We start from the raw sequence: 13,519 nt of genomic DNA, 5'->3' as shown, positions 1-13,519 counted from the left end.
TGCGCGCTGCCCCGCTTTCATCGTCCCAGCACGAGCGTCCCGAGCGGTGGGAGATCGACGACCACGCTCCAAGGCTGCCCCTGAAAGGGGACATTTTGAGCCTGGAAGCCTGCGCCAGCGCTCACTCCTGAGCCCGCGTAGCTGGGAGCGTCACTGTTGAGGAGTTCACGGTAGGTGCCCGCCTCGGCCACGCCCACCCGGTAGCCGATGCGGCTCACAGGAGTGGCATTGACGATCACCGTCACCTTGTCTCCATCTGGCGCGGAGCGGACGAAAGCGAAGATGCTGTTGTCGGCATCGTTGGCATCCAGCCAGTGGAAACCGCCGGGCTCATGATCTTTGGTGTGGAGCGCCGGACGGCTGGTGTAAAGGTGGTTCAGGTCTTTGACGAGGCTTTGCAGGCCGCTGTGCTCTTCTCCGAGGAAGAGGTGCCAGTCCAGGCTGCCATCATGACGCCATTCGTTCCACTGGCCAAACTCGCCCCCCATGAACAGGAGCTTCTTGCCTGGGTGCATCCACATCCAGGACAGGAACATGCGCAGGTTCGCAAACTTCTGCCAGCGGTCTCCCGGCATTTTGTTGATGAGGGAGCCCTTGCCATGAACCACTTCATCGTGGCTGAGAACAAGAATGAAGTTCTCATCAAAGGCGTAGATCATGGCGAAGGTGGCTTCTCCATGATGGTATTTCCGGTGGATGGGATCCTCGGCCATGTAGCGCAGGCTGTCGTTCATCCAGCCCATGTTCCACTTGAAGCCAAAGCCCAGACCGCCGGTGCTGACAGGCTTCGACACGCCCGCCCAGGCCGTGCTTTCCTCGGCGATGATGGTGGTGCCAGGGTGCTTGGCGTAGCACAGGGTGTTCAGCTCGCGCATGAAGGCGATCGCCTCAAGGTTCTCGCGCCCGCCCAAGTGATTGGGCACCCATTGGCCGGGCTCGCGTGAGTAATCAAGATAGAGCATGGAGGCCACGGCATCCACCCGCAGACCGTCGATGTGGAACTCATCCAGCCAGTAGAGCGCATTGGAGATGAGGAAGTTTTTCACCTCGTGGCGGCCGTAGTTGAAAATAAGAGTGCCCCAGTCCTGGTGCTCGCCCAGACGTGGATCTTCATGCTCGTAGAGGGCAGTGCCGTCAAACTTGGCCAGGCCGTGCGCATCCTTCGGGAAGTGCCCGGGCACCCAGTCCAGAATGACGCCCAGACCGGCCTGATGGCAGCGGTCCACAAATTCACGAAACTCGTCCGGATTCCCAAACCGGCTCGTCGGCGCAAAGTAGCCCGTCACCTGGTAGCCCCAGGAGCCGTCAAACGGATGTTCGGCGATTCCCATGATCTCGATGTGCGTGAAGCCCAGACCTTTCACGTAGGGGATGAGATCATCTGCCAGCTCCTTGTAGGAGAGCCAGCGGTTCCCCTGCTCAGACTTGCGCTTCCATGAGCCGAAATGCACCTCGTACACGCTCATGGGGGTGTGGTAGAGGTCATGCTTCACGCGTTTCTGCATCCACTCGCCGTCAGACCAGAGGTAGCGGTCCAGGTCAAACACCAGGCTGGAAGTCTGCGTGCCGTGCTGAGCAAAGACAGCATAGGGGTCGCTCTTCAGGCTCAGATGGCCGTGCTTGTCCACCAGCTCAAACTTGTAATGCGCCTGCTCCGTGATCCCGGGGATGAAGATTTCCCAAATGCCGGCCTCGATGCGGTTGCGCATCACATGCATGCGGCCGTCCCAGCGGTTCCAGTCGCCCACCACAGAAACGCGCTGTGCGTTAGGCGCCCACACGGCAAACTGGCAGCCGGCCACGCCGTTCACCGTTTTCAGCCGTGCTCCCAGGATCTCCCACAGGCGCTGGTGTGTGCCCTCGCGGAAATAATACATGTCCTGATCTCCGAGCTGCAGGCCAAAGGAATAGGGATCCCGCTGGCGGGTGGTTTCCCCCTCATGCGTGGTGATTTCCAGTTCGTAGGTCCCCGCTGGTGTGACGGATTCAAAGAAGCCGTCCTTGTGCAGCTTTCCGGTGGCCACGCGCTCATCGCCCACGATCACAGTGATCTCTCTGGCGTAGGGCTGCACGGTGCGCACCACCTGGCGCCCATGGCCGAGGTCATGCCCTCCGAGAAAGGCAAATACATCAGGATGTCGTGCGGCCATGACGGCATCGATTTCGGACTGGGGGGAATTGGGGCTCATTGAGAGCCATTCATGGAGTGTTTCCGCCAGAAAGCAACGGCTCTAGCATCTCCTGAACGATTCGCGGCCACGCCAGCCGTACCATCATCTGCCGTTGCAACTGTCGGGCCCGCACGGCAGGATGCGCCCTGATCTTGCGCGCGAGGCCCACGGGAGACGCTGTGAGCTTGAAAAACGTGGCTCCCACCGCCACCTCCCGGTGCGCTGGAATGTGCGAGCAGAAGACGGGCACGCCATGCAGCGCCGCCTCGATGAGAGGAAGCCCGTAGCCCTCCTGCGTGCTGGGGAAAAACAGCAGGTCCGCCATGCGGTAGAGGCTGCGCACATCATGGTCCGTCAGCACTCCTTTCTCTCCCAGAAAACAGACGCGCTCATGCACGCCGAGTTCTCTGGCCAGCCGTTTCAGCTCACGAAAATACTTCACTCCGTCTTTCTGGTGCGGATCGGGTGCGGCTGTCACGAGGTACACTGCCTCGGGTATTTCAGCGAGCAGGCGCAGGCCGCACTCGATGTTCTTCCGCCGCACAAATCGCGTGGGTTGCAGCAGCACGAGCCCGGCTTTTTCCAGTTCCAGTGCTTTCACCCGCTCCGTCAGGCCCAGCACCGCGGCGGCGTCGCAGCCGTTGGGGATCATCCGCACCGGTTCCCTCGCCACTCTGGCATATTCCTGCTGGCGAAACTCGGACACCGCCACATGCACCGCCTTGGGCACCTGGCTGGACCAGCGCACGTCATGCACCCAGTTGATCCAGCGGATGTCCGGTCGCGAGCGGGTCAGCTTGATCAGTTCCTTCGTCCACGGCAGATCAAAGGGCATGGTGAAGACGTTGTGGACGATCACGGCATCCCATCCCTCCACGCGCCATTCTTTGCGTGTGAGGATCTCCACCTCGTGCCCCAGCATTCGCAGGGCTGCTGCCTGCTCGCCGATCACGCGCTCCACGCCGCCGATGACGGGCGGCTTCGAATAGTGGAGCAAGGCGATGCGCATGAGGGTTAAAGGAGCGCGGATGCCACGCCAGCGCAAATGCTGGAGTGCTTAAGCGCCTGTGCCTCATGCTCTAAGGCAGGGTTTACACCCAAGAGATTTGTCGGGCGGGACCATTCTCCCCATGCAAAAGAGCGCCACGATGCTTGACAAGATTCCGTGAAATCACTTATGACTTCCCGCCATGAACGCAAAGACCTCTTTCGTCTGGGTTGTCCTGTCTCTGGGGCTTGTGCTCCTGCCCCTCTCGCAGGCCAAAGACAAGGACGATGTACACATGACCTACCCTTCCAAGGTGGAAGGCTCCAAAAGCAAGGAGCGCGAGAAGCTTTTCTCCCCATGGATGCCCTTTGCAGAATTTAGCGCGCATACGGTGGCGATGCAGCGCAAGGGAGAGCAGATCATCTACTTTGAATATGACGGCGGAAAGTCGCGCGGCATCTACACGAGCAAGCTCAAGCTGAAGGGGCCGTGTTCTCACTTCTCCTACACCAACGAAAAGGACATGGACGCCCAGCTCAACAGCGTGGCGAAAACCGGCCTCCAGCCGGCCTTCATCGTTTGCAATGCCAGCGGCGCCTACACCATGCTGATGGTGTCCCCGGAGGACATGGACGCCGTGCGTGCGGAGCTGAACGCGCTGGGAGTGGGCCTGCCGAAGCTGAGATAGTGAAAGATAGAAAGTGTGGCCTGGGCGGCCTAGGCATGGACGTAAGACGGTCGTGGCGTAAGCGCGCCCGTCTTCGAGCATGTTGCAATCTCTGAGGCGTACGAACGTCCTCGCAGTCGGGCGGTTTGGCGGAGAAAGCGATGGAGGATGAAATGCTCTCGACGCCAAACACGTCCAACCTACGGCCGGAGTGCCGCGCATGTTCGAAAACCGGTCTGCTGCCAGTGGCATGCAGACCGGTTTGCCATGGGGCGTGATATCACACCACGATGTTCACCAGCTTGCCGGGGACAACGATGATCTTCTTCGGCGGCTTGCCCTCCATGAACTCCTGCACGCGGGCGCTGGCGAGGGCGATCTTTTCGATCTCCTCCTTGGTGGCCTGAATGGGCACGCGGGCTTTGTCGCGCAGCTTGCCGTTCACCTGGAAGACGATTTCCACTTCGTCCTCAATGAGTGCTGCGGGATCATACTGCGGCCAGGTGGCGTCGCTGAGCAGGCCCTGAACAGCCAGTGCGGGGAACTTGCTGGCGATGCGGGCATTCAGTTCTTCCGCCAGATGCGGAGCAAAGGGGCTGAGCACTTTCAGGAAGGTGACGATGGCAGAGGCGGGTTTCACCTCCGCGCCGACGAAAGCGTTGGTGCAGATCATCATCGTGCTGATGGCGGTGTTGAAGCTGAGCTTCTCAATGTCCTCACCGCACTTCTTGATGGTCTCATGCAGCGCCTTGGTGAGCTGCTTGTTGGCAGGCACATCCTGCAGCGCGGCGGAGACGCTCCACACGCCTTCGTCATCCACTTCCATGACCAGACGCCACACGCGGGCCAGGAAGCGATACACGCCTTCCACGCCCTTCATGCTCCAGGGTTTCACCTGCTCCAGCGGGCCCATGAACATCTCATACAGGCGCAGCGCATCCGCGCCGTACTCGCGCACGACGTCATCGGGATTCACCACGTTGCCGCGGGACTTGGACATCTTCTGGCCGTCTTCACCCAGGATGAGGCCTTGGTTCACCAGACGCTGGAAAGGCTCCGGCGTGGTGACAAAACCCAGATCAAACAGCACCTTGTGCCAGAAACGCGCATACAGCAGGTGCAGCACCGCGTGCTCGGTGCCGCCGACGTAGAGATCCACGCCGCCGGGTTTGCCACCGCCCATCCAGTAGCTCTCAGCGGCTTCGCCGACAAATCGCTCGCTGTTCTTTGCATCGCAATAGCGCAGGTAGTACCAGCAGGAGCCGGCCCATTGCGGCATGGTGTTCAGTTCGCGCTTCGCGGTGGCGGAGTACTGCACCCAGTCCGTGGCTTTGGAGAGAGGAGGCTCTGGCGTACCGGTGGGCCTGAAGTCCTCCAGATCCGGCGGCATCAACGGCAGCTCGCTTTCAGGAATGCTGCGGTGGCTGCCGTTTTCCCACACGATCGGGAAGGGCTCGCCCCAGTAGCGCTGGCGGCTGAAGAGCCAGTCGCGCAGTTTGAAGTTGGTGGTGCCTTTGCCGAGGCCTTTTTCTTCGAGCCAGGCGGTGATTTTCGCTTTTGCCTGGTCCATTGGCAGACCATCGAGAGAAAGTTCTTTGTTGGATGAATTGATGGCCATACCCGCGTCGCAAAAAGCAGGATAATCGTAATAGGCACTCAACAAGACGTGGTTGCTGACATCAATCGCTCCTTCAATCCACATGCGCTCCAGTTCGGCAACGGACTCCTGCTGCCGACTCTCAATGACATATTTTCTGAGCCAGTTTTCCGGCGGCAGCACGACGCTCGTCATGCTGATGCCAAACTTCTGCGCAAATTCAAAGTCACGCTCGTCATGCGCAGGCACGGCCATGATAGCTCCGGTGCCGTAGCCCATGAGGACGTAGTCGGCGATCCAGATCGGAATCTGCTTGCCGTTGACGGGATTGATCGCGTAAGCGCCCGTGAAGACGCCGCTCTTTTCCTTCGCGAGTTCGGTGCGCTCCAGGTCGGATTTTGAAGCAACGGTTTTGCGATAAGCCTCCACCGCCGCCTTCTGCTCCGGCGTGGTGATCTGATCCACCAGCGCGTGCTCGGGCGCGAAGACCATGTAGGTGGCTCCGAACAGCGTGTCTGGGCGAGTGGTGAAGACCGTGACATCGCTCCCCTGCCCCACGATTTGAAACTTCACGTGCGCGCCTTCGCTGCGGCCGATCCAATTGCGCTGCAGCAGCTTGATGCTCTCCGGCCAGTCGAGGCCATCGAGTTCATCGATGAGGCGCTGGGCATACGCGGTGATGCGCAGCATCCACTGACGCATCGGACGGCGCTCCACAGGGAAGCCGCCGACTTCGCTTTTGCCGTCCACCACTTCTTCATTGGCGAGCACGGTGCCCAGTTCCGGGCACCAGTTCACGGGCGCGGAGGAGACGTAAGCGAGACGACGTGAGTCGATCTCTTCGCGGCTCAGGCCCTTGGCCTCCAGTTCGGAAACCGGGTGCGCTTTGCCATCGTCGCCGACATACGAGTTATACAGCTTCAGGAAGATCCACTGCGTCCATTTGAAGTAGCCGGGATCGGTGGTGTTCACCTCGCGGTCCCAGTCATAGGCGAAGCCGAGGCTCTTGAGCTGCTTGGTGAAGTTGGCCACGTTCTTCTCCGTGGTCACGCGGGGGTGCGTGCCGGTCTTGATGGCATACTGTTCCGCAGGCAGGCCAAAGGCGTCCCAGCCCATGGGGTGCAGCACATTGTAGCCGGACATCTTTTTGAAACGGCCGATGATGTCCGTGGCGGTGTAGCCTTCCGGATGTCCCACATGCAGGCCCGCGCCGCTGGGGTATGGGAACATGTCGAGCACGAAGTACTTCGGCTTCGAGGCATCGAAATCGGCATCGCCGGGGTTTGGCGTGCGGAAGGCCTTCTTGGCCTCCCACACGTCCTGCCACTTCGGTTCAAATTCGGAAAATGGAAACGCTTTGCGCTGCTCGCTGCTCATAGGGGGCGCGAAAGAAGGCGAGGGCGTGGGCGAGGTCAAGCTGCCTGCGTCATCACCTCAAGACTCTCCGCCCTCCGACGGCGATTCCGTGCCACAGGCCGGCCGGTTCAGATAATTGAGGGTGACGTGATACATCCCCAGCGCTCCCACCAGCGTGATAAAGGCCCCTTCCAGCAGGTCAAGACTGTACTCTTTGGCCACGAAAGCGCTCCAGGCAAACAGCACCGTCCCCGTGGCAAACAACGGAAAGAACACCAGCATCGCGCCCATAAAAACCAGCAGCCTGCGCGGTGCCGCCACCGCCTGCCGGTAAATATAGCCCTCCGCAAAAATGCGGTCAAAGGGCGTCCAGGCCGCCAGCGGAGCCACCGGCGCAGCACAGGCCGGGCAAAACTTGCAGCCCACTGACACCTCCGCCAGACAAGCCGGGCAGAGGTCCGAGCCATCGAATCGGTCATCACCGACTTCCGCTTCACTTGCATCGACCGCCAAATTTAGGTCATCGCTCGCGTGCATGAATGGCATGCTAGCAGGCGAATCGGTAGGCTGGCAATGGAAAACGCGGGGAAGCGTGGCGCGGGCTAGAAGGCTGCGGAGCGCGGGCCTCCGAGCCCGCAGCAGGTTGCAGACACTAAGAATCCCCTTCACACCCAGCGGAAGGTGCGCAGGGGCAAGGCGACCGGAATGGAGGAGCGGCGTGGGACAACGCGGCACTCCGTCCGCCTCGCGGAGTGCTGCGGGCTCGGAGGCCCGCGCTCCGGTGCTGACTTGTTGGCGTCGAGACCGAATTGAGAGAGCAGTCTAGTGCAGAGCGTTACTCCGTCCGCCTCGCTGAGTGCTGCGGGCTCGGAGGCCCGCGCTCCGGTGCTGACTTATCAGGTATCATCGCGCATGTATGTCCAGGGCCACTGACGCCAGTCGGCCAAAAGTCCGGCCTTCACAGGGTTGTTTCGGATGTAGCGGATGGTGCGCTCCTCGTGAGCGTCGTCGCGCATGTACGTGTCCCAATAGTCTGCCTGCCAGAAGGGGCCGGAGCGGCCGAGGTATTTGTTGGCCTGCGTGGCAGTGTATTGCTTCCAGCTTCCAATGATGTCGGACATCGGGATATCATGCACGTCAAACAGCACATGTACATGGTTGGTCATGATGGTGAAGGCGGTCAGTCCATAACGCTCGCCATCAAACTTTCGAAGCGACGCAGACACCATTTGCGCCAGGTGCTCGTGACGCAAATGACAGGCGCCATGGCCGAGGTCGAGCCAGGCTTCAAGCTGAGTCCGGCGTTCTCGATCGTCCTCGATTTTGAGCAGCTTGCCCCACTCTGCCCGCAACTCTTCGGGAAAGCTGTCGGCGAGCCGAAAGGTAACGAACTGTGTCAGCCCCGGTTCATCCCGATGAGGGATATACCCCCGTTCGTTCCAGCCGCGAAATCCCAGAATCTGCTCCTCGCGCGTGGGATTTTGCGAACTGCGTCGTTGACGGGTGACAACCTGCCGCACGTCTGGATTGTGTGGAGCGCCGTCCGGACGCGTAAGAGGATCTTCGCTCATTCCCAAAGCAAACGATATCGCCACGCGGGCGCAAGTGGAAGCAGCACCCGGAGCGCGGGCCTCCGAGCCCGCAGCAGGTGGCAGACACGAAGAATCCCCTTCCCACCCAGCGGAAGGTGCGCAGGGGCAAGGCGACCGGAATGGAGGAGCGGCGGGGGACAACGCGGCGCTCCGTCCGCCTCGCGGAGTGCTGCGGGCTCGGAGGCCCGCGCTCCGGCACTGGCTTGTTGGCATCGCAACCGCAATGGGAGAGAAGCTTGGGACAGCGCGGAGCTACGGGCGTTTCGCGGAGTGCTGCGGGCTCGGAGGCCCGTGCTCCGGTGGCCCTTACTTAAAGAGCTTCGATCCCGCCTTGAGATGCGCTTCGTGTTCCTGCATGCGCAATTCCACGCGTTCGCGGATGGTGCGTTCGCCGATGCCGTCGTGCTTGGTGGCGACGAGGGCTTTGAGAAGGTCGATCATGGACTTCAAATCGTCCATCATCACAAATTCAGGCACGATCTGCCGCGCATCGTTGAGGTTGTGGTAGTTGCCCAGAGGCAGTGAGATGCCGACGCTGCGGACACCCGAAGCCTGGGTGGCGGTGGCTTCGCAGGCCCCGGCGTCCAGCAGGCAGCGCTGCACGCGGATGCCCTGCTCTTTGGCGGTGGTGATGAGCACGGCCATGGCCTCGTTGTCAAAAATGGAAACACGGTCTCCCACGCGCAGGATGGGACCGCCGCCCATGACAGCGCCATTGACGGGGCGGCTGGTTTCGAGAGAAAGGAAGACGCTGTCCGGGCCAAAGGGCCAGTTCTGGGCGAGATGCCAGGCACCGAGCCAGCCCACCTCCTCCGCACGGGTGAAGGCCGCATGCACGGTCGTCTGGATGTTCAGGCGGGCGAGTTCGAGAAAGGTCATCACAATGGCCGAGCAGCCGATGATGTCGTCGCAAGCGGTGGCTTCGATGCGGGTGTTGGTGATGTTGACCGGGAAATTCCAGGTGGCGATCTGCCCCTTCACTTTGCGCAGGCCGCGCTTCACACCGGCATCCACTTCCATTTTTCCCACGCCGCCGAGGAAATCCCATTCATCCTTCTTGGTGCTGCCTGGAGGCTTGATGAAAGCCGGGTGGTCCATGTGTGCGCCCAGCACCCAGGTGGGCTTGCTCTTGCTTTTGCCGTTTTTGTAAGTGGCCAGCAGGTTGCCAAACTTGTCATGCTTCAGCTTCACATGGGGGCAGTCCTTGAGCAGGGCCTCGATCTCCGCACGCACATGGTATTCATGAAAGGGAGCCGTCGGCTGTTTGAGGAGACGCTTGAGAATGCTGCTGAGGTTGGGGGATGGCATGCATCATCGTAACGCATTTTGTGCAAACACCAAATGCCACGTGAAGTGAGGCTGATATTTTTGCGCTGAATGGGGGATGGCAAAATCCGCCGCGTGACTGGCGCAGCCAGCACTGCTATTCAAGTTGAACGCGGCCATCCACCATCGTAACACCCGCAGTCCCCCGTTCCATTCATCCCGTGAAAAAGCTTCGATACATTATTGAGATCCAACTGCTGGACCTGGCCGTCTGGCTGCTGCCCCGGCTGCCACGCCATGTGCTCATGGTGCTGTCACGTGTGCTCGGCACGCTGGCCTTCTGGCTGGACGCACGTGGGCGCACCACGGCGCTGGACAATCTGCGCTGCGCCTTTGGCGATCAATACAGCCCGGCTGAGAGGCGGCGCATCGCGCGCGGTTCCTACGAGGTGTTCGCCCGTACCTTCGTGGATTTGTTCTGGTCCCCCAGCCTCACCGCGGACAACTGGCGGCAGCACTTTGATATCATCACCGATCTGCCCTCTGAAGAAAGGGCGCGCCAGAATGGTGCCGTGTGGGTGACACCGCATTTTGGCAACTTTGAGCTCGTCAGCCAGGTGTGGGGATTTCGCGGCTTCCCCTTCACCGTGGTGGCGCAGGATTTTAAAAACCCCGCCATCACTCATCTTTTCAAAAGGCTGCGGGAGCAGTCCGGGCACACTTTCATCTCGCAGGACAATGCCATGATCAAGCTCATGAAGGCGCTGAAGCGCAAGGGGCATGCGGGGCTGCTGACGGACCTGAGCATCTCTCCTGGCAGAGCGGCGGCGGCCATCCAGTGCTACGGGCTGTGGACCTCCGCGCCGACTCTGCATGTGGAGCTGGCCAAGCGGCTTGGCCTTTCGATCATCACAGGCGTGTGCCGCCCGCTTCCTGACGGCCGCTACGAAGCCCACCTGTTTGAGGCCATCGAGCCCAAGCCGGAGGATGACACGCGTGAGGTGACGCAGCGCATCTGGGACATCTTTGAACAGGAGATCCGCAAACACCCGGAATGCTGGCTCTGGATGTACAAGCAGTGGCGCTACCGGCCGGTGGGAAAACCAGGCATCCCCCACCCTTCCTATCCATTCTACTCCAATTATTCCAAGGCTCTGGTGCAGATGGTGCCTCCTGAACTGCTGACGGAAGATGTCCCGCCAGCCGCCTCACGCACAGACGCCTGAAAGACTTGGCCGCAGATGCCAGTTTTTCCATTGCCCCGCGTGACTGGCACACGTAATCCTCACGCCTTCCATAAAACAACCCGCCAATGTCCATCCCCCATCTCCCCGCTCTTCGCAAAGGCCGCCCTTATGAGTCGCTCGACAAGGCCCAGGTCAAAGATCACAAAACCGGCGAGGTCTGCGCCGAAATCAGCCAGGTAAATGCAGGCATCGTTCGCAAAGATCTGGCGCGGATCGGTGAGGCACGCGCCGCGCTGAAGAAGTTCACCGTGGAGCAGCTCATCGAGATCACCGCCAAGGCAGGTGAATTTTTCCTCAATGGCACCCTGCCCCTGGGCGACAAAGGCCACACGCAGACCCCGCAGGAATACATCGCCACGCTTTCCCGCACCAGCGGCCTGCCGCACATCATGGTGAAGCGAAACATGACCAAGCTGCACTACGCGCTGACGAACATGAAGGTGATCCTCAACGGCCTCACCCGTGGCCTGGATCTCAGCGTGATCGACCGCGGCTTTGGCACGCAGTCCGGCTGCCCGGTGTCCTATTTCCCCACCACCAAGTCCCTCGGCCTGGTGATGCCGAGCAACTCACCTGCGGTGAATTCCCTCTGGCTGCCAGCCATCGCTCTCAAGATCCCCGTGGTCATCAAACCAGGCCGTGAGGAGCCATGGACGCCGTATCGTCTCATCCAGGCTTTCATCGCCGCGGGTGCTCCCCCTGAGGCGTTCGGCTTCTACCCCACCGACCACGAAGGCAGCGGCGAAGTCGTCAAGCTCAGCGGCCGCAACCTCGTCTTTGGCGATGTGAACATGGCCAAGATGTATGAGGGCAATCCCGCCGTGCAGGTGCATGGCCCCGGCTGGAGCAAGATCATCATCGGCGAGGACAAGATCGAAAACTGGAAGGACTACCTCGATGTGATGGTCGCCTCCATCAGCGACAACGGCGGCCGTTCCTGCATCAATGCCTCGGCCGTCATCGTGCCGAAGTATGGCAAGGAAATCGCCACCGCGCTCGCCGAGCGCCTGGGTCCGGTGAAGCCCACCTCATCCGACGACGAAAACGCTCGTCTCTCCGGTTTTGCCAATGGAAGGCGGCACCTTCCTGCGCCCTTCGATCATCTGGTGCTCGGACAACAAGCACCCGCTGGCCAACCGTGAGTTCCTCTGCCCCTACGCCAGCGTGCTGGAAGTCCCGCAGAGCGAAGTCCTCGGCCGCATCGGCTACTCTCTCATCGTCACCGCCATCACTCAGGACCCTGCCTTCATCAGCGACCTGCTGGAGTGCGGCGACATCGACCGCCTGAACATCGGGCCGATCAGCACCATGAAGATCAGTTGGGACCAGCCGCATGAAGGGAACATGTTCGAGTTCCTGTACAAGCGCCGTTCGATCGACTGCGCGTGATCTGATTGTGATACAGGCTGCCAGCCTGTTCTGACATCTCTATCAGATTCGAATTCCGCACCCTCGCTTCATGTCCCTCGCCTCCTTCGACTACCAGCCGCGCACGCGGCTCATCTACGGCACCGGCACGCTCGCGCGTGTGGGGGAGCTGGCACGCGATCTCGGCGGCAGGCGCGTTCTCGTGGTGAGCGATCCTGGCATTGTAAAAGCGGGCTACGTCACCCGCGCCGTTTCCTTCCTCGTGGAGGCTGGGCTGCAGGCGCGTGTGTTTGGAGAGGTGCGGGAAAACCCCAGCACGGAGGACGTGGCGGCCTGCGTGGCGGCTGCGCGCGAGTTTCAGGCGGACTTCCTCATCGGTCTCGGTGGCGGCAGCAGCATGGACACCGCGAAGGGCTGCAACTTCATCCTCACCAACGGCGGCCGCATGCACGACTACTGGGGCGTGGGCAAGGCCGCCAAGCCCATGCTGCCGCTCATCGCCATCCCCACCACCGCCGGCACCGGCAGCGAGTGCCAGAGCTTTGCGCTGATCTCCGATGCGGAAACGCATGTGAAGATGGCCTGCGGCGATCCCAAGGCCGCCGCAAAGGTGGCCATTCTCGATGCGGAGCTCACCGTCTCCCAGCCGCACCGCGTCACCGTTTGCACCGGCATGGATGCGCTGACGCACACGCTGGAAACTGCGGTGACCAACAAGCGCAATGCGTTTTCCTCCCTTTACTCCCGCGAGGGCTTCCGCCTCTGCCACAGCGGCTTCAGCCGGGTGCTACGCGATCCCAAGGACATTGAGGCCCGCGGCATGATGCAGCTCGGCGCGGCCTATGCCGGCATCGCCATTGAGAACAGCATGCTCGGCGCCGCGCACTCCTGCGCCAATCCGCTCACCGCCAAGTTTCACGTGGTACATGGCGAAGCCGTGGGCGTGATGATGCCCCACGTCATCCGCTTCAATTCCCACGATCCTGAAATCGCAGCCATCTACAAAAGCTACTTCGATGGCGACCTCGCCGACCGTGTGAGCGAACTGCTGTGGGAAGCCAAAATGCCCCGCAACATCGGCGACTACGGCGCCAAGGAAGAGCACCTGCGCGATCTCGCGGAAATGGCCGCCAAGCAGTGGACCGCCCAGTTCAATCCACGCGTCCCGAGTGTGGAGGATTTCGTGGAGCTGTACCGCGCGGCTTTGTAAAAAAGCACTCGCGGGCTTTAGGTAGTCGTGGAAAGCGCAGCGCAACATCGACCACAT

Annotated in this window: 11 protein-coding genes; 5 read left to right on the top strand and 6 right to left on the bottom strand. The window is 61.0% G+C overall.

Annotated features, from left to right (window positions below; genetic code table 11):
- Window positions 1–17: 17 nt before the first annotated feature.
- Complete coding sequence (gene glgB / locus ACILSR_RS29530; protein ID WP_395753419.1) at window positions 18–2,189, bottom strand: 1,4-alpha-glucan branching protein GlgB; 2,172 nt, start codon at window positions 2,187–2,189, stop codon at window positions 18–20.
- A 10-nt stretch (window positions 2,190–2,199) separates the two neighbouring features.
- Window positions 2,200–3,180: a glycosyltransferase family 4 protein gene (locus tag ACILSR_RS29525; RefSeq protein WP_395753418.1), complete on the bottom strand. Its 981-nt coding sequence runs from the start codon at window positions 3,178–3,180 to the stop codon at window positions 2,200–2,202.
- A gap of 181 nt (window positions 3,181–3,361) precedes the next feature.
- Here ACILSR_RS29525 and ACILSR_RS29520 point away from each other — a divergent pair, with 181 nt between their 5' ends.
- Entirely contained in the window at window positions 3,362–3,847 is a 486-nt protein-coding gene (locus ACILSR_RS29520; protein WP_395753417.1) for a hypothetical protein, read from the top strand.
- A 259-nt stretch (window positions 3,848–4,106) separates the two neighbouring features.
- On the opposite strand, the gene leuS is transcribed toward ACILSR_RS29520, so the two are convergent.
- The 4 genes from leuS to ACILSR_RS29500 all read right to left on the bottom strand — a co-directional run bounded on the left by leuS (window position 4,107) and on the right by ACILSR_RS29500 (window position 9,679).
- A complete protein-coding gene (leuS, locus tag ACILSR_RS29515; RefSeq protein WP_395753416.1) occupies window positions 4,107–6,800 on the bottom strand; it encodes a leucine--tRNA ligase in 2,694 nt (897 codons plus the stop codon).
- 57 nt (window positions 6,801–6,857) lie between these two features.
- On the bottom strand, window positions 6,858–7,325 hold the full coding sequence (locus ACILSR_RS29510) for a hypothetical protein (protein ID WP_395753415.1): 468 nt from the start codon (window positions 7,323–7,325) through the stop codon (window positions 6,858–6,860).
- Between the two features lie 350 nt (window positions 7,326–7,675).
- Window positions 7,676–8,350 carry a transposase gene (locus tag ACILSR_RS29505; RefSeq protein ID WP_395753414.1) on the bottom strand — a complete coding sequence of 225 codons (675 nt, stop codon included), beginning with the start codon at window positions 8,348–8,350 and terminating at the stop codon, window positions 7,676–7,678.
- Between the two features lie 327 nt (window positions 8,351–8,677).
- Window positions 8,678–9,679 carry a M28 family peptidase gene (locus ACILSR_RS29500; protein WP_395753413.1) on the bottom strand — a complete coding sequence of 334 codons (1,002 nt, stop codon included), beginning with the start codon at window positions 9,677–9,679 and terminating at the stop codon, window positions 8,678–8,680.
- Window positions 9,680–9,858: 179 nt separating this feature from the next.
- Between ACILSR_RS29500 and ACILSR_RS29495 the strand changes: the two genes are divergently transcribed.
- The 4 genes from ACILSR_RS29495 (at window position 9,859) to ACILSR_RS29480 (ending at window position 13,462) form a co-directional block, all read left to right on the top strand.
- Window positions 9,859–10,863: a lysophospholipid acyltransferase family protein gene (locus ACILSR_RS29495; protein WP_395753412.1), complete on the top strand. Its 1,005-nt coding sequence runs from the start codon at window positions 9,859–9,861 to the stop codon at window positions 10,861–10,863.
- A gap of 86 nt (window positions 10,864–10,949) precedes the next feature.
- Window positions 10,950–12,026: an aldehyde dehydrogenase family protein gene (locus tag ACILSR_RS29490; protein WP_395753411.1), complete on the top strand. Its 1,077-nt coding sequence runs from the start codon at window positions 10,950–10,952 to the stop codon at window positions 12,024–12,026.
- The gene (locus ACILSR_RS29485) at window positions 11,947–12,273 is read left to right on the top strand and encodes a hypothetical protein (protein WP_395753438.1); all 327 of its coding nucleotides are present in this window, start codon (window positions 11,947–11,949) and stop codon (window positions 12,271–12,273) included. The genes ACILSR_RS29490 and ACILSR_RS29485 overlap by 80 nt, the downstream gene beginning before the upstream one ends.
- Before the next feature lie 70 nt (window positions 12,274–12,343).
- The gene (locus ACILSR_RS29480) at window positions 12,344–13,462 is read left to right on the top strand and encodes an iron-containing alcohol dehydrogenase (RefSeq protein ID WP_395753410.1); all 1,119 of its coding nucleotides are present in this window, start codon (window positions 12,344–12,346) and stop codon (window positions 13,460–13,462) included.
- Window positions 13,463–13,519: the final 57 nt, after the last annotated feature.

Source organism: Prosthecobacter sp. (genome assembly GCF_044222565.1).
Taxonomy (GTDB): domain Bacteria; phylum Verrucomicrobiota; class Verrucomicrobiia; order Verrucomicrobiales; family Verrucomicrobiaceae; genus Prosthecobacter.
Note: the sequence above shows the minus strand (reverse complement) of the source record. Positions and strands in the feature narration are given on the sequence as shown.

Excerpts from the sequence above, each read along its gene's own strand:
- glgB (WP_395753419.1), bottom strand. The coding sequence starts at position 2,189 with ATGAGCCCCAATTCCCCCCAGTCCGAAATCGATGCCGTCATGGCCGCA.
- ACILSR_RS29525 (WP_395753418.1), bottom strand. The coding sequence starts at position 3,180 with ATGCGCATCGCCTTGCTCCACTATTCGAAGCCGCCCGTCATCGGCGGC.
- ACILSR_RS29520 (WP_395753417.1), top strand. The coding sequence starts at position 3,362 with ATGAACGCAAAGACCTCTTTCGTCTGGGTTGTCCTGTCTCTGGGGCTT.
- leuS (WP_395753416.1), bottom strand. The coding sequence starts at position 6,800 with ATGAGCAGCGAGCAGCGCAAAGCGTTTCCATTTTCCGAATTTGAACCG.
- ACILSR_RS29510 (WP_395753415.1), bottom strand. The coding sequence starts at position 7,325 with ATGCCATTCATGCACGCGAGCGATGACCTAAATTTGGCGGTCGATGCA.
- ACILSR_RS29505 (WP_395753414.1), bottom strand. The coding sequence starts at position 8,350 with ATGAGCGAAGATCCTCTTACGCGTCCGGACGGCGCTCCACACAATCCA.
- ACILSR_RS29500 (WP_395753413.1), bottom strand. The coding sequence starts at position 9,679 with ATGCCATCCCCCAACCTCAGCAGCATTCTCAAGCGTCTCCTCAAACAG.
- ACILSR_RS29490 (WP_395753411.1), top strand. The coding sequence starts at position 10,950 with ATGTCCATCCCCCATCTCCCCGCTCTTCGCAAAGGCCGCCCTTATGAG.
- ACILSR_RS29480 (WP_395753410.1), top strand. The coding sequence starts at position 12,344 with ATGTCCCTCGCCTCCTTCGACTACCAGCCGCGCACGCGGCTCATCTAC.